Source organism: Saccharopolyspora tripterygii (assembly GCF_054778355.1).
In genome coordinates, this window is sequence record NZ_BAAGZP010000015.1 from 172426 (window position 1) to 193344 (window position 20919).

Annotated in this window: 16 protein-coding genes; 13 read left to right on the top strand and 3 right to left on the bottom strand. The window is 70.7% G+C overall.

What is annotated here, in order from left to right; genetic code table 11:
• Positions 1-271 precede the first annotated feature (271 nt).
• The 4 genes from ACYVF3_RS12700 to ACYVF3_RS12715 all read left to right on the top strand — a co-directional run bounded on the left by ACYVF3_RS12700 (position 272) and on the right by ACYVF3_RS12715 (position 3250).
• Positions 272-1087, top strand: coding sequence for an ABC transporter permease subunit (locus ACYVF3_RS12700; protein ID WP_461154439.1), 816 nt, complete (start codon positions 272-274; stop codon positions 1085-1087).
• Positions 1088-1101: 14 nt separating this feature from the next.
• Entirely contained in the window at positions 1102-1509 is a 408-nt protein-coding gene (locus ACYVF3_RS12705) for a GntR family transcriptional regulator (protein ID WP_461154440.1), read from the top strand.
• Positions 1509-2372, top strand: a complete 864-nt coding sequence (locus ACYVF3_RS12710; RefSeq protein ID WP_461154441.1) for an ATP-binding cassette domain-containing protein — start codon at positions 1509-1511, stop codon at positions 2370-2372. The genes ACYVF3_RS12705 and ACYVF3_RS12710 overlap by 1 nt, the downstream gene beginning before the upstream one ends.
• A gap of 74 nt (positions 2373-2446) precedes the next feature.
• On the top strand, positions 2447-3250 hold the full coding sequence (locus ACYVF3_RS12715) for a siderophore-interacting protein (RefSeq protein ID WP_461154442.1): 804 nt from the start codon (positions 2447-2449) through the stop codon (positions 3248-3250).
• Positions 3251-3261: 11 nt separating this feature from the next.
• Here the strand turns inward: ACYVF3_RS12715 and ACYVF3_RS12720 are convergent, their stop codons facing one another.
• On the bottom strand, positions 3262-3750 hold the full coding sequence (locus ACYVF3_RS12720; RefSeq protein ID WP_461154443.1) for a MarR family winged helix-turn-helix transcriptional regulator: 489 nt from the start codon (positions 3748-3750) through the stop codon (positions 3262-3264).
• 332 nt (positions 3751-4082) lie between these two features.
• On the opposite strand from ACYVF3_RS12720, the gene ACYVF3_RS12725 reads away from it, so the two are divergent.
• From ACYVF3_RS12725 to ACYVF3_RS12745, 5 genes are all read left to right on the top strand, one after another.
• Positions 4083-5357 carry a NupC/NupG family nucleoside CNT transporter gene (locus ACYVF3_RS12725; RefSeq protein WP_461154444.1) on the top strand — a complete coding sequence of 425 codons (1275 nt, stop codon included), beginning with the start codon at positions 4083-4085 and terminating at the stop codon, positions 5355-5357.
• A 380-nt stretch (positions 5358-5737) separates the two neighbouring features.
• Complete coding sequence (locus tag ACYVF3_RS12730) at positions 5738-7264, top strand: AMP-binding protein (RefSeq protein ID WP_461154445.1); 1527 nt, start codon at positions 5738-5740, stop codon at positions 7262-7264.
• Between the two features lie 22 nt (positions 7265-7286).
• On the top strand, positions 7287-8045 hold the full coding sequence (locus ACYVF3_RS12735) for an SDR family NAD(P)-dependent oxidoreductase (RefSeq protein WP_461154458.1): 759 nt from the start codon (positions 7287-7289) through the stop codon (positions 8043-8045).
• Positions 8046-8127: 82 nt separating this feature from the next.
• Entirely contained in the window at positions 8128-10122 is a 1995-nt protein-coding gene (locus tag ACYVF3_RS12740) for a neutral/alkaline ceramidase (protein ID WP_461154446.1), read from the top strand.
• A gap of 145 nt (positions 10123-10267) precedes the next feature.
• Positions 10268-11089 (top strand): Rv0361 family membrane protein, encoded by an 822-nt coding sequence (locus ACYVF3_RS12745; RefSeq protein ID WP_461154447.1) that lies wholly within the window; start codon positions 10268-10270, stop codon positions 11087-11089.
• A 77-nt stretch (positions 11090-11166) separates the two neighbouring features.
• Here the strand turns inward: ACYVF3_RS12745 and ACYVF3_RS12750 are convergent, their stop codons facing one another.
• A complete protein-coding gene (locus ACYVF3_RS12750; RefSeq protein ID WP_461154448.1) occupies positions 11167-11598 on the bottom strand; it encodes a DoxX family protein in 432 nt (143 codons plus the stop codon).
• A 190-nt stretch (positions 11599-11788) separates the two neighbouring features.
• Positions 11789-14695: an arabinosyltransferase domain-containing protein gene (locus ACYVF3_RS12755; protein ID WP_461154449.1), complete on the bottom strand. Its 2907-nt coding sequence runs from the start codon at positions 14693-14695 to the stop codon at positions 11789-11791.
• Positions 14696-15001: 306 nt separating this feature from the next.
• Between ACYVF3_RS12755 and ACYVF3_RS12760 the strand changes: the two genes are divergently transcribed.
• The 4 genes from ACYVF3_RS12760 to tal all read left to right on the top strand — a co-directional run.
• A complete protein-coding gene (locus ACYVF3_RS12760; RefSeq protein WP_461154450.1) occupies positions 15002-18082 on the top strand; it encodes an amidohydrolase family protein in 3081 nt (1026 codons plus the stop codon).
• Positions 18083-18168: 86 nt separating this feature from the next.
• Positions 18169-18975, top strand: coding sequence for an SAM-dependent methyltransferase (locus tag ACYVF3_RS12765; protein ID WP_461154451.1), 807 nt, complete (start codon positions 18169-18171; stop codon positions 18973-18975).
• A gap of 90 nt (positions 18976-19065) precedes the next feature.
• Complete coding sequence (locus tag ACYVF3_RS12770; RefSeq protein ID WP_461154459.1) at positions 19066-20151, top strand: baeRF2 domain-containing protein; 1086 nt, start codon at positions 19066-19068, stop codon at positions 20149-20151.
• Positions 20152-20233: 82 nt separating this feature from the next.
• A partial coding sequence (gene tal, locus ACYVF3_RS12775) for a transaldolase (RefSeq protein ID WP_461154452.1) occupies positions 20234-20919 on the top strand: 686 nt, incomplete at its 3' end.

Sequence of the window (20919 nt, forward strand, 5' to 3'; positions counted from 1 at the left end):
CCACGCCGGTTGCGCCGGGCGTCCAGGCTCGACGGAATCGAATCCTACTGCGGCGCTGGGTTTCTTGAGTCGGTGGCGCGTGGGTGGCGCGTCTCGAACGACATGACCGCCGCCTGCAGCGCCAGATCGACGTGCGCGATCACTTCCCGACCGGATCGACCACCTCGCCGAGCGGCCTCCCGCCACCGAGGGGCACCCATCGAGTCATTTCACTAATTAGCTAGTGTTTTGTGCTAGGGTTCCGGCCGAGTCGCGGACGAGAGGGTGGCAGATGGTCTGGGTGGCGTGGCGGCAGCAGCGGGTCGCACTGCTGGTACTGGCATCCCTGCTGGTGGTGGGGGCGGTCGCGATGGTGCTCCTGCGCCTCGATGCCGAAGCGGCGATCGCCGAGCGCGGAATCGCGCATTGCCTCGTCGAGAACTGGTTCCTCGAGCCCGGGTGCAGGCTGCCGGTGCAGGAGTTCCAGGACGTGCACTACGACCGGATCAAATACGCCGAGCTGATCCTGATCGCGATTCCGCTGGTGCTCGGCGTCTTCTGCGCCGCGCCGCTGCTGGCACGCGAGCTGGAGAGCGGCACGCACGTGCTCGCGCTGAGCCAGTCGGTCGGCCGGATGCGGTGGCTGGCCGTCAAGCTCGCGGTCGCGCTGGTCCCCGCCGTCGTGGTGCTCGCCGTGCACAGCGCGCTGCTCCAGCAGTGGCTCGCCACCGTCGGCCCGCTCGGGCCCGCCAAGGAAGGTCTCTACACCGCGCTGAACTTCGACAACGACGGAGTCCTCCCCGTCGTTCACGCCGTGTTCGCGTACCTGCTGGGCGTGTGGGCGGGAGTCGTCACCCGGCGCACCGTGCCGGCGATGCTGATCGCCGGAGCGGGCTACGTCGTGCTGCGCTTCGCCGGTGTGGTGCTGATGCGTCGGCAGCTCGCGTTCGCGCTGGGCGGCGACGAGGGGCGTTCGTACGCGACGTTGCTGGCGCCGGAGCACTTCTGGTCCATGCAGTCGGTCGAGGCGGCCGTGTTCCTCGCGATCGGCGGAGCGCTCCTGCTCGGCGCGGTCCGACGGCTGCGCGGCAACGCGCTGGTGCTGTAGGGGAGGGTCGTGACGTGATCGAGTTCCGGATCGACCGCCGCTCAGGCGTCGCCACCTACGTGCAGATCGTCCAGCAGACCAAGCAGGCGATGCGGCTGGGACTGCTGTCGGAGGGCGACCGCCTGCCGACCGCGCGGGAGGTCGTCGAAGCCACCGCGATCAACCCCAACACCGTGCTCAAGGCGTACCGCGAGCTGGAGCGGGAAGGACTCGTGGAGGGCAAGCGCGGGCAGGGCACCTTCGTGCGCAAGTCGTTGGCCCACAGCCAGACCGCCAGCGATTCGCCGCTGAGGCTGGAGCTCTCGGCGTGGATGGACCGCGCGATCGAGGGCGGCCTCGGGGCGGACGACGTCGACGCCCTGTTCCACGACGCCCGCAACGAGAAGTTTCCGCACACCGCCGAATCGCCGGGGCAGGGATGATGACGACGCAGATCCAGACCAGCGCGCTGACCGTGAACGGGCTGACCAAGACCTACCGGACCGGCCGGGCGCTCGACGACGCGTCCTTCTCGCTCCCGCAGGGCGCCATCGCAGCGCTCGTCGGAGCCAACGGTTCGGGCAAGTCCACCCTGCTGTCGCTGCTCGCCGGGCTGCTCGAACCGGACGCCGGGACGGTGTCGGTCTTCGGCGAGGACCTCGGCGAGGGCGCCCACCCGAGGGTCGCGTTCCTGGCGCAGCGCCGCCCGCTCTACGCCGACATGACCGTGCGGGACAACCTGCGCATCGTCGCGGCGCTCAACGACCGCTGGAACGACGACCGGGCGCGCGAGGTCCTCGACCGGGGGCGGATCCGGCTCGAGGCCAAGGTGCGGACCCTCTCCGAGGGGCAGCGGGCGATGGTCGGCGCGGCGCTGGCGCTCTCGCGCGAACCCGACCTGCTGCTGCTCGACGAGCCCTTGGCGGGCCTCGACCCGCTCGCCCGCGAGGACCTGCTGCGGATCCTGATGGCCGACGTCGCCGATCGCGGCACGACGCTGCTGATGTCCGCGCACGTGCTCAGCGACCTCGAAGCCATCTGCGATCACCTGGTCCTCCTGGAGGACGGCTGCGTCCGGCTGGCCGGGGAGATCGACTACCTGCTGTCCGGCCACCGGGTTCTGGTCGGTCCGCACGACGTGAGCGGCGCGGTGCCCGCGGAGGCGGTCATCGACGAGCGTCGGACCGACCGCCAGGCGACGGTGCTGGTCAGGGGAGAGGTCGGCGCTGCGGGAGGGGACGTCGAGCGGCCGAGCCTGGAGGCCTTGGTGATCGGCTACCTGCGCGCGGGCCGCGAGCGTTCCTGAGGTGCTGGTGCTGCGAGACGGCGAGGGAGTAAGTTAGGCTGACCTAACTACCTGTGACCGTGTTGAGGAGTTCGATGGCGACCTACCTGACCGTGACCGATGCGGAGATGGTGACTCCCCGGGTGCGGCGCCTGTGGTTCCGGAGTGACGACCTGTCGGCCTTCGCCGAGAGCGTGTGCACCGACCGCTACGTCAAGCTGGTGTTCCCCAAGCCGGGCGTGACCTATCCGGAACCGCTGGACGTCAAGGCGATGCGCGGCGTCTTCCCGGCCGAGGACATGCCCACCGTCCGCACGTTCACGGCGCTGTTCCCGGACACCGAGCGCGGGACCATGGCGATCGACTTCGTCATGCACGGCGACCAGGGGATCGCCGGCCCGTGGGCCGCCGGCGCCGCGCCGGGCGACCGGCTGATCATCAACGGCCCCGGCGGCGCCTACCGGCCGGATCCGGAAGCCGACTGGCACCTGCTTGCCGGGGACGAGTCGGCGTTGCCCGCGATCTCCGCCGCGCTGGTCGGGATGCCCTCCGACGCCGTGGTGCGCGTGGTCATGCTCTTCGGCTCGCCCGCCGAGGCGCCCGAGCTGACGCTGCCCGCGGGCGGCGAGGTCACCTTCGTCTACCGGTCGGAGGTCGGCGAGGACGGTGCGCTGGAGAAGGCGGTGCGCGAGGTGGAGTGGCTCCCGGGCCGCGTGCACGCGTTCGTCCACGGCGAGGCGCAGGAGGTCATGCGCCGGATCCGCCCTTACCTGTTCCGCGAGCGCGGGGTGGCGCGCGACCAGGCGTCGATCTCGGGCTACTGGCGGCACGGACGCACCGAGGAGTCCTTCCGCGAGTGGAAGGCGGAGTTCGCCAAGGCCGAGGCCGCGACCCGCTGAGACGGTCGCCGTCAGGCGGCGTTGGCGCTGCGCAGCGTCCGCATCGCCTCGGCGAGCCGTTGCGACTGCTGCTCGCCGAGCGGCTCCAGGATGCGGCTGCGCAGGATCTCGGCGCAGACCGCGCGGGCCTTCGCGGCGACCTCCAGGCCGTGCTCGGTGAGCACCGCATAGACGACGCGGCGGTCGTCGGCCGAGGGCTCCCGGCGGATGAGGTCTGCCTTGGCCAGCCGGTCGGCGACCTTGGTGAACCCGCCGCTGCTGAGCGCGGCCTCCACGGCGAGCCGGGTCATCGGCAGCCGGTGGCCGGGGGACCGCAGGAGCCTGATCAGGATGTCGAACGAGCCGGGGGCCAGCTCCACGCGCTTGCTGATCTCGCTCATCAGCAGGTTGTGGGTGCTGTGGTAACCCTCGATGACCAGACCCCACCAGGTCACGGTCTCGTCGTCATCGAGCGGGTTCCCCTCGCGGGGCACGTCTTCGGATCCCTTCTCAGGACTCATCGGGTCTCCCGTTCTCGCCGACGTGGTGACGGCTCCGACCCACAATCTTACACGCAATCATCTTGTGCGAGAGATATTAAGCCGGTGGTCTTCCTCCGGCCGCTCGCCTGGGGCTGGTGCGTGTGGGGTGGGGAAGTTTTCATGAAAACTTCCCCACCACACACCCTCGGAGTCCTGTGCACTGTGGAGTGATCACCTCGCTCTGACCTGCCGTTAGCGGAGTCACAAACTCGCCACCCGGGTGCGTGCGGGTTGATCTGCGTGCGAGCATCCCCCGAACCCAACATCGCGTCGCGCCCGGCAGCGGCGGTTCGAGGAAAGGCTGATTCCAGGTGCAGGTCTTGTGGGGCATCGGCGGCATGGTCGTCGTACTGCTGCTGGCGTTCGCGATGTCGACCAACCGGCGCGCGATCAACCTCCGCACCGTGCTGGGCGCGCTGGCCATCCAGCTCGTCTTCGCGGTCGTGGTGCTGCGCTGGCCGCTAGGGCAGCAGGTGCTGACGGCGGTGGCGGCCGGCGTCACCAAGGTCATCGAGTCCTCGAAGGAGGGCATCGACTTCCTGGTGGGGCCGATCATGCCCTCCGAGGGCACGGTCGTGGCCTTCCAGGTCCTGCCGATCATCATCTTCGTGTCGTCGCTAACCGCGGTGCTCTACCACCTGCACGTCCTGCAGTGGGTCGTGCGCATCATCGGTGGTGGGCTGCAGAAGGCGCTGGGCACGACGCGAGCGGAATCGCTCAACGCCACCGGCAACATCTTCCTGGGGCAGACCGAAGCGCCGCTGCTGGTGCGCCCGTACCTGTCGAGCATGAGCCGCTCCGAGTTCTTCGCGGTCATGGTCGGCGGTCTCGCCACCGTCGCGGGCACCGTGATGGTCGGCTACGCGATGCTCGGCGCGAAGCTGGAGAACCTGATCGCCGCGAGCTTCATGGCCGCTCCCGCGGGTCTGCTGATGGCCAAGCTGATCATGCCCGCGACCGCCGACGAGCCGGGTTCCGACGACAGCTCCGCCGCCGAGGACGACGAGGCCGCCGAGGAGGAGGCGACCCAGCAGGTCGCTCCCGGAACGGCGGCGCCCGCGCTGGAGGAGAAGCCGCGCAACGTCATCGACGCGGCCGCCACCGGTGCCTCCGACGGTCTGAAGCTGGCGCTCAACGTCGGCGCCATGCTCTTCGCCTTCGTCTCGCTGATCGCACTGCTGAACCTCATCGTCGGCGCGCTCGGCGGCCTCGTCGGCCTGCCCGACCTGACCCTGCAGCAGATCCTCGGCTACGTCTTCTCGCCGCTGATGTGGGTGATCGGCGTGCCGTGGCACGAAGCGGTGGCCGCGGGCGGCTTCGTCGGCGAGAAGCTGGTGATCAACGAGTTCGTCGCGTTCACCGACTTCGGTCCCCAGGCGGGCAACTTCAGCGAGAAGACCACCACGATCGTCACCTTCGCGCTGACCGGCTTCGCCAACCTCGGTTCGCTGGCGATCCTGCTGGGCGGTCTCGGCGGGCTGGTGCCCAGCCGGCGCGGCTGGATCGCCAAGGACGGCATCCGCGCGGTCCTGGCCGCCACCCTCGCCAACCTCCTCAGCGCAACCATCGCGGGCATGTTCGTCTAACCCGCACCCCCTCTCCAATTTCGCGCGAAATTGGAAAAGCTCCCCGCGGCCGGGCGTGTCTCACCAGGTCATGACGGGTGCGGCTCGGGGAATTCTCAATTTCGCGCGAAATTGGAGGGCTGCGTTCCCGTGTCAATTTCGCGCGAAATTGGGATCCATCCTCCCGACCAGGCACTACACGCCCGAGCGCGGGGGAGAATTCCAATTTCGCGCGAAATTGAGTTCGGTGCGACGCCACCGCCACCGCCACCGCCACCGCCGCCGCGCCGCCGCCGTTATGCGACGCCACCGCTGCTGTGGGGGTGCGGTTGGTGAGTTCCTGACCAAGCGATTGTTTGGTACGGTGCCTCTGCTGTCCGAGGTGGGGCGCGGGAGGCGCGATGCTGATCAGCGACGTGGTGGCGCTGGCCGCCGGGCGCGAGCCCGAAGCGCCGGCCCTGATCTTCGGCGGTACGACCTGGACGTTCGGGCAGCTGCACGCCGAGGTCTGCCAACTCGCCCACGGGCTGCGGGAGATCGCGCGCAGCGGTGACCGGATCGCGGTGCTCACCGAGAACAGCCACGAGTACGTCCTGAGCTACTACGCGGTCCCGCTCGCCGGGATGGTGCTGCTGCCGCTGAACTACCGGCTCGCGCCCCGCGAGATCGCCGACCTGCTCACCGATGCCGCGCCGACGGTGCTGATCACCGAGGCGAAGTACCTCGACACCGCGAGGCACGCCGCCGACACCGTGCCGTCGGTGCGCACGGTCATCACCATCGACGACGTCGCGGGCACGACACCGTTGCGCGCGCTGCTCGACGGTCGGCCGGAGACCGAACCCGAGCGCCCGGACGAGAACGCGCCCGGCTGGCTGATCTACACCTCCGGCACCACCGGCAGGGCCAAGGGTGCCGTGCTGACCCACCGCAACGTGGTCGCCGGTGCGGTCAACGCCGCGTTGAGCTGGCCGCGCGCGGCGGAGGAGCGTCCGGTCTCGCTGATCCCGTGGCCGCTCTGCCACATCGCCGGGTACAACGTGCTCGTCGCCCACCTGGCGGCCGAAGCCGTGGTGCTGCTGCGCCGCTACAGCGCGGAGCGCTTCCTGGAAGCCGTGCAGCGCCACCGCGTCACCGCCACCACGGTCGCGCCCACGATGCTGGCGATGCTGCTGCGGCATCCCGCGCTTGAGGAGTGCGACACCACCTCGATCACCCGCATCGGCTACGGCTCGGCGCCGATGCCGGTGGAGACGCTGCGCGAGGCGATGACGCGCTTCCCCAACGCCGGGTTCCGCGCGGGGTTCGGCATGACCGAGCTCGCCGGGAACGCCCTCGCGCACGGGCCCGACGGGCACCGGGAGGCGGCGGCCGGACGTCCGGAACTGCTGGCCTCGGCGGGCGAGCCGATGCTGCTGTCGTCCGCGCGCATCGTCGACGACGACGGCGTCGAGCTCGGCACCGAGCAGGTGGGTGAGCTGGAGATCCGCGGCGACCAGGTCTTCTCCGGGTACTGGAACCGCCCGGAGGCGACCGCGGAGGCCTTCCGCGACGGGTGGTTCCGCACCGGCGACCTCGCGCGGCGGGACGCCGGTGGCCGGTTCGCGATCGTCGACCGCCGCAAGGACATGATCCTGACCGGTGGCGAGAACGTCTACTCCCGCGAGGTCGAGGACGTCCTGCACCAGCACCCCGCCGTGGCGGCGGCGGCCGTCGTCGGAGCCCCCGACGAGCTGTGGGGGGAACGCGTCGTCGCGGTCGTCGAAGCGGTCGGCGACCGCCCTCCCACCGAGGACGAGATCCGCGAGTTCTGCGCCCAGCGCCTCGCGGGTTACAAGTGCCCGCGGCAGCTGCTGGTCGTGGACGAACTGCCGCGGAACAACGCGGGCAAGGTCCTCAAGCGCGAGATCCGTGAACGGGTTCGCTGACCCCAACGAGGAGGAACATCCAGTGGAGATCAACGGCAAGAAGGCGGTCGTGTTCGGCGGAGCGTCCGGCATGGGTCGAGCGAGCGCGGAACTGCTGGCGACGCAAGGGGCTTCGGTCGCGATCGCCGACCTCGCCGACTCGGCGGGGGAGGAGGTCGCCGAGCAGCTGGGCGGCACGTTCCACGAGGTCGACGTGACCGACTTCGACGGTGTGGAGCGGGTGCTGGACGCGGCCGTGGCCGAGCTGGGCGGACTGCACATCACGGTCACGACCGCCGGTGGCGGGCTGGCGCAGCGCACGCTCGGCAAGAAGGGCCCGCACGATCTCGACGCGTTCCGCCGGATCCTCGACCTCAACACGGTCGGCACGTTCAACATCAGCCGGTTGGCGGCGGCGCACATGAACAACAACGAGCCCGAGGACGGGGAGCGCGGCGTCATCATCAACACCTCGTCGATCGCCGCGTTCGAGGGGCAGATCGGCCAGGTGGCCTACACCGCGGCCAAGTCCGCGATCGCCGGGATGTGCCTGACCATGGCCCGCGACCTCGGCTCGATGGGCATCCGGGTGCTGGCCATCGCGCCGAGCCTGTTCGAAACCGGCCTGCTCAAGGGCGCGCCGGAGGACATGAAGGAAGCGCTGGTCAAGGACGCGGCGTTCCCGCGCCGGATGGGGCGTCCGGAGGAGTACGCGAAGCTGGTGCGCGCCATCGTGGACAACCCCATGCTCAACGGCCAGTGCCTGCGCCTGGACGCGGGGCAGCGCTTCGCGCCCAAGTGAGCCTTGGCAGCCTGAGCTGATCAGGTTAACCTGCCCGAGTTGATGAACGTGAAGTCACTTCACATTCTCGGAGGAGCAGGTCATGCCCGTAGCCCGGAGGCAGGTGCTGGCCGCGGCCGCCGCCGCGCCGCTCGCTTCCACGATGTTCGGCGCCACCCCCGCGTCCGCACAGGGATCGACCGGATACCTGGTCGGGCGCGGGGTCGCCGACGTCACCGGTCCTGCCGCGGAGAACGGCATGATGGGCTACTCGATGCCGCAGCAGCAGACGGCCGGCATCCACCTGCGCACCCTGGCCCGCGCGTTCGTCGTCGACGACGGCGCCCACCGCGTGGTGTTCGTGACCGCCGAGCTGGGCGCCCTGTTCCAGTCGGTGCACCAGGAAGTGCTGCGTCGGCTGGGGGAGACCTACGGCGAGCTGTACTCCGAGCGCAACGTCCTGCTCAACGCAACGCACACGCACGCGGCCTGCGGCGGCGACTCGCACCACGCCGCCTACGACCTGGCGACCATGGGGTTCCAGGAGCAGACCTTCCAGGCCGTGGTCGAGGGGATCGTCGAGGCGATCGGCCGGGCGCACGACGACCTCAAGCCCGGCACCCTGTCGCTCGGGCGGGCCGAGCTCACCGATGCCAGCGTGAACCGCTCGCGCAGCGCCTTCGACCTCAACCCGCCGCAGGACACCGAGCACTTCCCGCAGGCCATCGACCCCGCGGTCACGGTGCTGCGCTTCTCCCAGGGCGGCCGCGACGTCGGCGCGATCACCTGGTTCGCCACCCACGGCACGTCGATGACCAACGGCAACCACCTGATCAGCTCCGACAACAAGGGTTACGCGGCGTTCGCCTGGGAGCGCGACGACGCCGGGTTCGTCGCCTGCTTCTCGCAGACCAACTCCGGCGACATGTCCCCGAACCTGAACCTGGCGCCGGGGTCCGGTCCGACCGATGACGAGTTCGACAACACCCGGATCATCGGCCAGCGCCAGTTCGACGCCGCCAAGCGGGCTTTCGGCTCGGCCGAGGCGCCGATGGGCGGTCCGGTCGACTCCCGGCTGTGCTACGTCGACCTCTCCGACGTCACAGTGGACGGACGATTCACCCCGGACGGCAGGCAACATCGCACCTGCACCGCGGCCATCGGACTGTCCATGTTGGCCGGGAGCACCGAAGACGGGCCAGGGATCCCGATCGGTGAGGGAATCCGCAACCCGCTGCTGGACTGGCTCGGCGGGGCGAACGTCCCGATCCCGCCGGAGCTCGCCGACGAACAGGCGCCCAAGCCCGTCGCGGTGCCCTTCGGCGCCATGAAACCCCACCCGTGGTGCCCGCAGGTCCTGCCGCTGCAGCTGATGCGCATCGGTGAGCTCTACCTGGTCGCGGGCCCCGCGGAGTTCACCATCGTCGCCGGTCTGCGGATCCGGCGCAGCGTCGCCGCCGAGCTCGGCGTGCCGCTGGAGAACGTGCTGATGCAGGGCTACGCCAACGCCTACAGCCAGTACGTCACCACGCCCGAGGAGTACGACGCGCAGCAGTACGAAGGCGCCTCGACGCTCTTCGGCCGCTACACCCAGCCCGCCTACCAGCAGGAGTTCACCAGGCTGGCCGCCGCGATGCGGGCAGGGCGTCCGGTCCCGCACGGGCCGACGCCGCCGGACCTGAGCGGCACGCTGCCGAACTTCCAGCCGGGCGTGGTCTTCGACGCCCCGCCGCCCGGCCGCGCCTTTGGCGACGTGATCGCCGAGCCCGCGAGCGGGTACCGGCGGGGTGAGCAGGTCGCGGTGGAGTTCGTCACCGGGCACCCGAAGAACGACCTCCGTCGCGGAGGCACCTACGTCGAGGTCCAGCGCATGCTGGACGGCCGCTGGGTGCCGGTGGCCGACGACCGGCACTGGTCGACCAAGTACCATTGGAAGCGCAGTGGTGTCGCCTCGTCCACGGCGACCATCACGTGGGACGTCCCGGCAGGTTTGCCGACCGGTCGTTATCGGATCGTCCACAACGGAGATTGGAAAGCGCCCGGATCGGGCGAAATCACGCCGTTCACCGGATCGAGTCGTGACTTCCTGGTGGCCTAGAACGGCGGAGATCCTTCGCGTGGTCGAATCGTAATGTTGGAGCGTGGGAAAAACGCCTTCCGGAGTTCGACACGGGTGGAACTCAACGGCGTGGTCGCGTACACCTGGGGACAGCACTTGACAAGTCCGAACCAGGAAGGTGTTCATGACCTCTTCGCCGAACGAGCCCGGCCAGAGCGGCTCCGAGAAGAAGCCCGCTGAGGAGCCCGAGGCCTCGGCAGCGGAGCAGTCGGAGAGCTCGACCGCCGCCGGCCACGGCGACGCCGAGACGGGCGCGGAAAAGTCGGGTGCCGAGCAGGCCGGTGCCGAGCAGTCGGGTGCCGGGCAGGACGAGTCCGGGACGGAGCAGGCCGAGGCCGAGCAGACCGAGAAGGTCCAGCCGGTCGCCGAAACGCCTGAGGCCGCTGAGACTTCCGGGACTGCTGCGACCTCCGGGTCGGACGCGACGTCGGAAACCGCTGCGACTGCTGGGGCTTCCGTGTCCGGCGCGTCCTCCGAGGCCGCTGGGACCGCTGAGTCCGATGAGAAGCCAGCGAAGAAGAAGAGCAAGGTCGGCATGATCGTCGCGGTGGCAGCCTCGGTGCTGGTCCTCGCGGCGGTGGCCGTCGGTGCCTACTTCTTCTTCAGCGCAGGCACCGCTCAGTCGGCCGCCGACGACTACGCGGCGCTGTCGAGCAAGGAGACCCAGGACCCGCGCAGCGTGACCGTCGACGACTACCGCGAGGTCGTCTGCAGCAAGGCGATGCCGCAGATCGAGCAGCTGCAGCAGCAGAAGGCGGAGTTCCTCAAGGTCGCGAAGCCGCAGGACTTCGAGCAGCTCAAGCAGGTCAAGACCGCGGTCAAGTCCGTGCAGGAGCAGGGCGATTCGGGCACCGTGACGATGGAATCCTCGGTCCCCGGTGCGCCGCCGGAGACCGCGCAGCTCCAGCTGGTCAAGGAAGACGGCAAGTGGAAGGTGTGCGCCTGAGCGGATTCGCTCGGCCCACCTGAGCTCATCCCGCTGGGGGTGGCGGTTTCAGCTGAAACCGCCACCCCCAGCGGCGTTCAGGCCGCGGCCAGCTGGGGCTGGCGGCGCAGCGCTCGACCGAGGGCCAGGGCGCCGGGTCCGGTGAAGGCAAGCAGGAGGAACGACCAGGCGAACAGCGCTGCCTGCTCGCCCTGGTTCTGCAGGGGCAGCAGGCCGTCGGGCTGGTGCACCACGAAGTAGGCGTAGGCCATCGAGCCGGAGGCCAGCACGGCGGCGCCGCGGTGCAGCACGCCGAAGGCCACGAGCAGTCCGCACACGAGCTGGATCACGGCGGCCCACCAGGAGGGCCACGCGCCGACGGTGACGGTGCCGCCGGACCCCGGTGCGCCGCCGAACACCCCGAACAGCGATGCCGCGCCGTGGCTGGCGAACAGCGCTCCGACGACGATGCGGAACGCGCCTAGGGCGTAGGGCGCGAGGGCGGCTTCTTTCCTGTCAAGACTGGACATTCGCGACTCCCTGGGTGCAAGTGGACACCCTCGAGCCTTAGGTTAGGGTAGCCTAATGTCAAGGTGATGATCCCGACTGTCCAGAAGGCGAAACAGCCCTGACTGCGAACGGCCGACCTGGTGCGAGCCGCTGGCGGTGTTGCGATTCCGCTGGTCAGAGGCCCGGCACAAGCTGGTAAACGGCAACGGCTCAGCCGGTGTACTTCCGGCCGATGTACTCCTCTCCCGCGAGGGTCGGCAGCCGCGTCCACCCGGCGCGGTCGTGGCGGCGGTACCCGATGTCGAACCTGCCCGGCTCCAGCCCGTAGAGCACGCGGTCCACCGTTCCCCAGGGCGGCGTCTCCGGGCCGCCCGGCAGCGCTGAAGCGACGCGCACGAAGGTGGCGGTGTGGGTGCTGGTGCCGAAGTTGCCGCCCCAGTCGGTGAAGGTCGAGTTGGACAGCACGCCCTGATCGATGTGCTCGGCCGCGCTCAGCCGGACCGTCGGCGGGGTCGTCATGCCGTGGGCGACGGTCGCCTGCTCGACGTCCGGCCACAGCATCGCGGAGAGCTGGTCGGCGAACACGGTCTCGCCGTCGGTGATCGTGGTGACCGGCTGGATCTTCGTCAGGCGCGGCTCACCGACCGCCAGCCAGGTCCCCCGCTGCTCCGCGACGACGCGGACGGCCCGCGCGGACGGCGGCAACCCGACCGCGAGCTCCTGCCAGTGGCGGGCGCCCAAGGCGTCGTCCGGGCTCAGCGCGAGCTCGACGACGCCCGCGCCCGTGTCGGCCTGGACCGCGAGCCGGTGGGCTGTGAGGGCTTCGCCGAGCACCGGGACCGTGACATGGGTGCCGTCTCCGCGGGCGGGCACGGAGTACCAGCCGGTGACCAGCGTGCCGCGTCCGGTCGGCGTCGAGGTGTAGCTGTGCCACACCGGTCCCGGGGCCGAGGCCGGTACCGGCAGGGGCCGGGCGGCGGCGAAGTCGCCGCGCACCACGGCCGGCTCCGCCGGAGAGCCCGGTTGCGCGTCCGCGTTGCCGAGCACCTGGACGTGGTCGGCGAGCCCGGCCGTCCTGCCGCTGGTGGCGAACTCGACGCCGCCGCTGGCGACCGTCCAGCCCGGCGCCTGCCGGAACGGCGCGTAGGCGAAGACCGCGACCATGCCGGTGACCAGGAGGATCGCGGTGGCGATCAGCACGCCGCGCTCCGGGCGGAGCAGGACGCCGAGGTGGTGCCGGCGGCGCCAGAGGCCGAACGCGGCGATGGCCACCGCCAGGCCGACCCACAGCTTCGCGTCGCGCAGGAACACGTCCCCGATGTGCGGAGCGGTCATGCTCAGCTCGATCTTCGACAGCGAGGCGGGCAGGTGGTTGCCGAAGGACTGACCGCGATCGCTGAAGGGCTTCCAGATGTTCGGCCCGGAGAACCCGGCCGCGGCGATCGCGATCAGCGCACCGGTCCCGGCGATGCTCACGACCGCGCCGGTGGTGCGGGGGAGCGGTGAGCGCAGCAGGGCCGTGGTGAGCAGCACGATGGCCGGAGCGGCCAGCGCGCCGAAGTGCAGCACCCACTTCGTGGGGCTCAGCGCCAGGAACGCCATGGCCAGCGCGGTGATCACGGCGCTGTTGAGCATGAGCCAGCGGACCGTGTCCGCGGCGGTGCGCCGCCCCCGGCCCAGCGCCACGAGCAGGCCCACTCCGAGGGTCATCAGCACCGGCAGGCGCAGCGCCCAGGGGCCGGCCATGAGGGTGTCGATGTGCCGCCACTCCTCGTACCAGGCGAACGCGCCGTAGTACCAGCGGTGCACCTTCGTCGCCTCGATCACGTCGCCGAAGGTGGCGTCCGCGAAAGCGACCGGCACGAGGGCAGTTCCGGCCGCCACCAGCACCGAACCCGCCACCACGCGGGACTTCCACGTCCGGTCGCGCAACCACCGCCACAACCACGGCAGCGCCGGGATCAGCGGCGCCCACGCCACCAGCCCTGAGGGTGAGCAGCTGAGCGCGAGCGCGGCGGCCAGGGTCGCGGCTGCGGCGGCCGGGATGCTCTCGCGGCGGCGGGCGGTGTCGGCGAGCAGCATCGACACCGCGGTCAGGCACATGATCAGCGGCTCGGGTCGCAGCGACATCCCGTAGGGCAGCCACCAGGCCAGGAAAGCCAGCCCGAGCGCCCACGGCACCCACCGGTGGCTCGCGGTGCGGCGGCCGAGAGCGGTGATCAGCAGCGTGCGCAGCACCACCCAGGTGATCAACCCGTAGGCGAGCGGCAGGAGTCGCAGCCACCACAGCGAGAACTCGCCGATCTGGCCCCAGAACTGCATCAGGTACTGGCTGAGCACGAACGGGTTCTCGGTGGCGTTGAACATGTAGATGTAGTTGCCGAGGTACCCGGACGCCCCGGCGTTGCGGGACATCAGGACGTACCAGGCGTCGTCGTACTGCACCGGGCCGAGCAGCACCCACGCCCCGGCGGTGAGACCGACGACCAGGTCGACCCGGCGCGGTCGTGCTCGCGGGAACCGGACCGGGCCCCAGAGCCGCCACGCCAGCACGGCGGTGGCCGTCAGGGCTCCCAGATACCCTAGCAGCAGAAGGGTTTTCAGCCCGTTCGGTTGCGAGTTGTAGCGGTCGTCGGTGTGCAAGGTGACCGCGAGCCTGCCGCTCTGCGGCAGTCCCTCGGCCGCGGTGCTCAGCGCCGACACCACCGGCACCGGGGCTCCGGGGAAGGTCGCGAGCGGGGTGGAGTCCCGGGTGATCGAGAGCCCGCCCGCGTTGCCCTCCACGCGGTAGTCGCAGTTCCCGGCGGGGATCGGTTCGTCGAGCAGCCGGTCCTCACCCGCGAGCACCGAGACCCGGCCTGCGGCCGCCGTCACCGTCAGCCCGGTCGTCGGGTTCGCCCCGGCCGGGACGGTGCGCAGGACGTCCCCGGTGCCGACGGCGCGCAGCGCGGCGCACGGGATCGTCGCCCGCAGCGACAGCGGCCGGGGCGGGCTCAGCGGCAGCGCCGTGGAGGCGGGCAGGCTGCCCGCCTGCGGCCAGGACACCACCGGATCCGACGCGGTGACCGGAGCGAAGGGGATCGCGACGCCCAGCAGCACGGTGACCGCTGCCAGCACACCGCACCACCACGCGCGTCGGTCGGCCGGCAGGGGCCGAGCGGGCGCGCCGCGCGTGGGGGGAGCAACGCTGAGTTCGAGGGGTGATTGCGAGACGACCACGCGCTAGTAATCGACACCCCTCGGCGTCAACTGCAGTACCCGATCGAGTGTGCGGAAAGGCCGAAGATTCGCCGATGTCGATGTTGGGGGCGAGAGTGGCCGTGATGCTTCAGGTTTTCACTCGTCGGCGGATTGTGCGCGAGCGGGCGGTGGACGGACGATCAATCGATTCGCAGAATCCGACGGATTTTCGGGAGTTTGTCGATGACAGCGGATAATTCGCGGTTCACGATCACCCGGCGACGCGCGTTGCAGGCGGGAACCGGTGCGGCGGCGGCATTCGCGCTCGTGCCTCGCGGGCACGTCCTGGCGGCGGGATCCGAGGTGACGCTGCGGCAGGGAACCAACCTCTGCGCCGCTGTCGCGCCGGACGAGCGCATCGCGTTCGACCTGGTCAACGCGATCTGGGTGCTCGAACCCGGCGGCGGGCCGGCGCGCAGGCTCACCGACGAGCTGCAGGACGCCACCCAGCCGGACTTCTCCCCGGACGGCGGCAACCTGGTGTTCCAGTCGTACCGCGACGGCAACTTCCACCTGTGGATGATGAGCGCCGACGGTTCGGGGCTGCGGCAGTTGACCGCAGGCGGGCACGACCACCGGGAGCCGCGGTTCTCGCCGGACGGCCGGGCTCTCGCGTTCACCTCGGACCGCGCCGGCGGGTACCAGGTCTTCGTGATGGACCTCGCGTCCGGCGTCATCAGCCAGATCACCCGCGACCGGCCGGACGTGTCGATGCCGAGCTGGTCGCCGGACGGCGGGGCGCTCGTCTACGTCGCCGGGGACACGGCCATCGAGCGGGTCGAGGTGGCCTCCGGCCGGATCAGCACGCTGGTGGACGGCGGAGCCGAGAGCACGCTGTACGGGCCGAGTCTCGGTCCCGATGGTCGGCTCGCGCACGTGCGGCTCGTCGGATCGCGGCGAGACCTCGTGGTCGGCGAGACCGCCGTGACCGAAGGTGAGGACGTCTTCGGTTTCGCGCCGCGCTGGACAGGTCCCGGTGAACTGCTCTACACCGCCGACGGCGTCGTCCGCCGGTGCGCTCTCTCCGGTGGGCGCAGCGAAGTTCCTTTCACCGCAGCGGTTCCGGTGCTGACCCGGCGCGATTTCCCGCAGCGGCGACCCGGAGTGCGCGGGCCGGAGGTCACCGGCATCGCGAGCCCGGTGTGCTCCGCGGACGGGGAGCAGATCGCCTTCCGCGCCTTGAACGCGCTGTGGGTCGTGCGGATCGGTGAACAACCCCGGAAGGTCGTCGGGGACGGGTACTTCGCCTCCGATCCCGATTTCTCGCCGGACGGGCGTCAGCTGCTCTACAGCAGCGACCGCGCCGGCACCGCCGATCTCTGGACTCACGACCTGGAAACCGGTGCGGAGCGGCGCATCACCGACGTGGAGGGGGCGGCGATCACGCCCCGGTTCGCTCCGGACGGCAGGCGGATCGCCTACCAGGACGAGGACGGCGCGACGTGGATCGCCGACCTCGCCGGGGGCGAGCCGCGCCAGGTGACCTCACCGATGTTCCAGCCCGGGCGCCCCGACTGGTCCCCGGACGGCAGGACGCTGGTGCTCGCCGCGGTCAAGCCCTACGGCACCCGCTTCCGCGAGGGCACCAGCCAGGTCCTGCGGGTGGATGTGGAGACCGGGGCGCTGCACTACACCGAGGTGCTGCCGTTCCGGTCGCTGGCGACCCGCGGGGACGACGGGCCGGTGTGGTCGCCCGACGGTCGGCACCTCGCGTTCGTCGTGGAATCGACGGCCTGGATCGTCCCCGTCGACGCCGTCGGCGCGTTCACCGGAGCGCCCCGGCAGGTCACCACCGAGCTGACCGACTCGCTGAGCTGGCGCGATGCCGAGCACCTGCTGTTCCTCAACGGCGGCGAGCTGCGCTCGGTGCACATCGGCACCGGCGAGGTCACCGCGATCCCGCTGAACCTCCGCTGGAGGCCCGCGGAGGTCGTGGAGAACCGCGTGGTGCGCGCCGGGGCGATGTGGGACGGGACGTCCCGGAGGCTGCGCCAGGGCGTCGACATCGTGCTGGCGGGGGAGCGGATCGCGGCCGTGCTCCCGGCGCAGGAGGGCCGCGCGCACCTCGACGCCCGCGAGCTGACCGCGATGCCCGGCCTGATCGACGCCCACGTGCACTGGCACCTGCGCGGCAGGCAATGGGGTGATCGGCAAGGCCGCGCGTGGCTGGCCTACGGGATCACGACCACCCGCTCACCCGGCGACCCGGCGTACCAGATGCAGGAGACCCGGGAGGCGCTGACCTCGGGCGACCGCGTCGGCCCGCGCTTGTTCGGCACCGGCGAGGCCATCGACGGCGGACGCACCTACTACAACTTCATGCGGTGCACGCTCAGCGAGCAGCAGCTCGCACTGGAGATGCGGAGGGCGGCAGCGCTCGACTACGACATGGTGAAGACCTACGTGCGGCTGCCGGTCGCGTTGCAGCGGTCGGCGATCGCGCAGGCGCACGCGCAGGGCAGGCCGCTGAGCTCGCACTACGTCTACCCGGCCGCCAACCTGGGCATGGACGGCATGGAGCACACCGGCGCCACCCACCGCCTGGGCTACTCCCACACCTGCGATGATCTCGGCAACTCCTACGACGACGCGGTGTCGCTGTTCGCGGCCAGCGGCATGTCGCTGACGCCGACGCTGTTCAGCTCGTCGGGCTTGTACGCCGAGGACCGATCGCTGATCGAGGACCGGCGGACGCGGGTGCTGTTCCCGCCGTGGGAGTACCAGCGGTTGCTCGGTGAAGCCGAGGACGCCGCCGGGCCCGATGGCGTGATCCGGCGCGCTCAGCTGGCGGGGCAGGTCGACATGCTGCTGCGCATCCAGCGGCGCGGCGGGTTCATCATCGCCGGCACCGATTCGCCGCTGGACAACATCGCGGTCTCGCTGCACATGAACCTCCGCGCCATGGTCGTTCACGGCTTCACCCCGCACGAAGCGCTCACCACGGCCACCCGGAACCCCGCGCGCTGGCTGGGGCTGGCGGGAGAGCTCGGCGAGATCCGCGAGGGCGCCTACGCCGACCTCGTGCTCGTCGACGGCGATCCGCTGTCGGACATCGCCGCCGCGGCGGCGGTCCGCACGGTCATCCGGGGCGGGCTCGTGCACACCCCGGATTCGCTGCTGGCTCCGTTCGAATCGACCGGCTCCGGGGGCGTCGCCCCGGTCACCGGGACCCGTCGCGCGAGCCCGGAGCGCGATGCGGCGTACTGGTGGCACGAACCGGAGTGGGCGCACCGCGCGTGCTGCGAACACCCCCGCTTCGCCTGACGCGGCACGCGGCCGAATGGGGGAATCGGAGCCGACCGGCCGGTAGGTACCCTCGACAGGTCGCGTTCGTGTGCGTGGGAGGTGCCGTGCTGCCGGAGCCGAAACCGACGGGCGCCCCGGTGGATGTCGACCGCCCGAACTCGGCGCGGATGTACGACTACTACCTGGGTGGCTCGACGAACTTCGCGGTCGACCGCGAAGCGGCCGAAGCCGGTCTGGAAGCCATGCCCCACGCCCGGGACTACGCGGTCGCCAACCGGGCGTTCCTGCGCCGCGCGGTGAGCTACCTGGTGCGCGAGGGCGTCGACCAGTTCATCGACCTGGGCTCGGGCATCCCGACCGTCGGCAACGTCCACGAGATCGCGCACCAGCACAACCCGCAGGCGCGCATCGCCTACGTGGACCACGAGCCGGTGGCCGTCGCGCACGCCCGGGCCCTGCTCGGCGAGAACCCGATGGTGTCCATCGACGAGGCCGACATCCGCGATCCCGAGGCGGTGCTCGACTCCAACGGAGTCGCCAAGATCGATTTCAACCGGCCGGTGGCCGTGCTGGCGGTGGCGATCCTGCCGTTCGTGCCCGACCAGGACGAGGCCACCGCGCTGACCGCCGCCTACCGGGACATGTGCGGGCCCGGCAGCTACCTGGCCCTCACCCACATCTCGCAGCTCGCCGCCACCGACGAGCAGGTCGTGGCCGCCGAGGAGGTCATGGCCCGCACGCCGACGCCCGTCCGCTGGCGTCCGCCGGAGGAGATCGCGGAGCTGTTCGACGGCTACGAGCTCGTCCCACCGGGCCTGGTACCCACGCCCACGTGGCACCCGGACCGGGTGCCCAGCGAGGACGACGTCGCGCGCTCCAACGCCTACGCCGGGGTCGGCCGCCGGGTTTAACCGATCGCACCACCTGGGGAACCTCCGGGACACGGCCTTCGCGCAGCGGAGGCGAATCGTGGAGCAGAACAGGGTGATGTGGCCGTGGAGATGGAATCCCTCCAGCGCGTGTACGAGCGTCCGGGGCCCTTCGTGACCGCGTACCTGGACACCTCGGGCGACGCCGAGGACGCCGACAAGGCGATCGAGCTGCGCTGGCGAGCGATCGAGGAGAGCCTGCGCGAGCAGGGCGCCGACGACGCCACGGTGGAGGCGCTCGGCGCGCACGTGCGGGAGCACCGCGCGCAGACCGGCCAGCGCGGGCAGGTGCTCGTCGGCGAAGGTGGTGAGGTGGTGGTGCAGGACGAGCTGCCCGAGCCGCCCACCGACCTGCCGACCGAGGATCAGGCTCACGTCGGCCCGCTCCCGCATCTGCTGCCCTATCTGAGGCGATGCCGGACGCGGATCGCGTTCGTGGCCGCGGACGTGGATCACGAAGGCGCGGATCTGCTGATCTTCCACGGGCCAGGCGAGGCCGATGAGGTCCGGGTCGACGGCGAATCGCATCCGGTGCACAAGGCGCACTCGGGCAAGCAGGAGAACCAGCAGCGCGGGCACATGGCCGTCGAGGAGCGCTGGAAGCGCAACGCTGAGGCCGTGGCCGGTGAGATCACCGAGCGGGCGGCCAAGGTGAAGGCCGAGGCGATCGTGCTCACCGGCGAGGACCAGCAGCGCTCGATGGTGCGTTCGCTGCTGGGCGAGGCGCAGAACCTGGTGATCGAGCCGCGTTCCCGGACGGAGTCGGCCGAGGACCTGCGCCAGGAGGTCACGTTCAGCGTTCACGAGGACCAGGTGGCCCACGCCGTCGAGGAGTTCCAGCGCGAGAGCGGACGAGGCCGGCGCGCCGTGGAGGGATGGCCGGACACGGTCGACGCGCTGCGCCAGGGACAGGTGCAGACCCTGCTGTGGACCGCGGATGACCACGCCGGTGATCTGCGCGTCGGCGCGGGTGCGACCGAGCTCTCCGCCGACGAGCGGACTTTGGAGGACATGGGCGGCCAGGGCGTGGGCGATGCGCCTGCCAGCGCCGCGGTCGTGCGCGCCCTGGCCGGGACCAGCGCGGAGTTGGTGATCACCGACCCCGGCACGATCGACCTGACCGGCGGCATCGGCGCCGTCCTCCGCTACGCCGCATGACGCGGGCGAGCAGAGCGGTGCGTGCCGCGCCCGTGGGCCGGGTAGGTCCGCGGAAGACCCGTGTGGGATTGGAGAACGTCCCGTGTCGAATGCGAACCTGAAGGCGCTCAACGAACTGGGTGTGTCGATCTGGCTGGACGACCTCTCGCGCAGGCGGATCGTCTCCGGCGGGTTCGACGAGCTCATCGAGGACTACGGCCTGGTCGGCGCGACCAGCAACCCGACGATCTTCGCCAAGGCGCTGTCGAAGGAGGCCGAGTACGACCGGCAGTTCGACGAGCTCGCCAAGGCGGGCACCAGCGTTGATCGCGCGGTGCGCACGATCACCACCGACGACGTGCGGGACGCGGCCGATATCTTCCGCAACGTCTACGAGCGGACCGGTGGTGTGGACGGCCGGGTGTCGTTGGAGGTCGACCCGCGGCTGGCCCACGACACCGACAAGTCGGTGGCCGAGGCGATCGATCTGTGGAAGGCCGTGGACCGGCCGAACCTGATGGTCAAGATCCCGGCCACGCTGGCGGGCCTCCCGGCGATCACCAAGGTGATCGGCGAGGGCATCAGCGTGAACGTGACGCTGATCTTCTCGGTGGAGCGCTACGAGCAGGTCATGGACGCGTTCCTGGCGGGTCTGGAGCTGGCCAGGGCCAACGGCCACGACCTCACGTCGATCGAGTCGGTGGCGTCGTTCTTCGTCTCCCGCGTGGACGCCGAGATCGACAAGCGGCTGGACGCGATGCAGGAGGGCCACCCGCTGCGCGGCCAGGC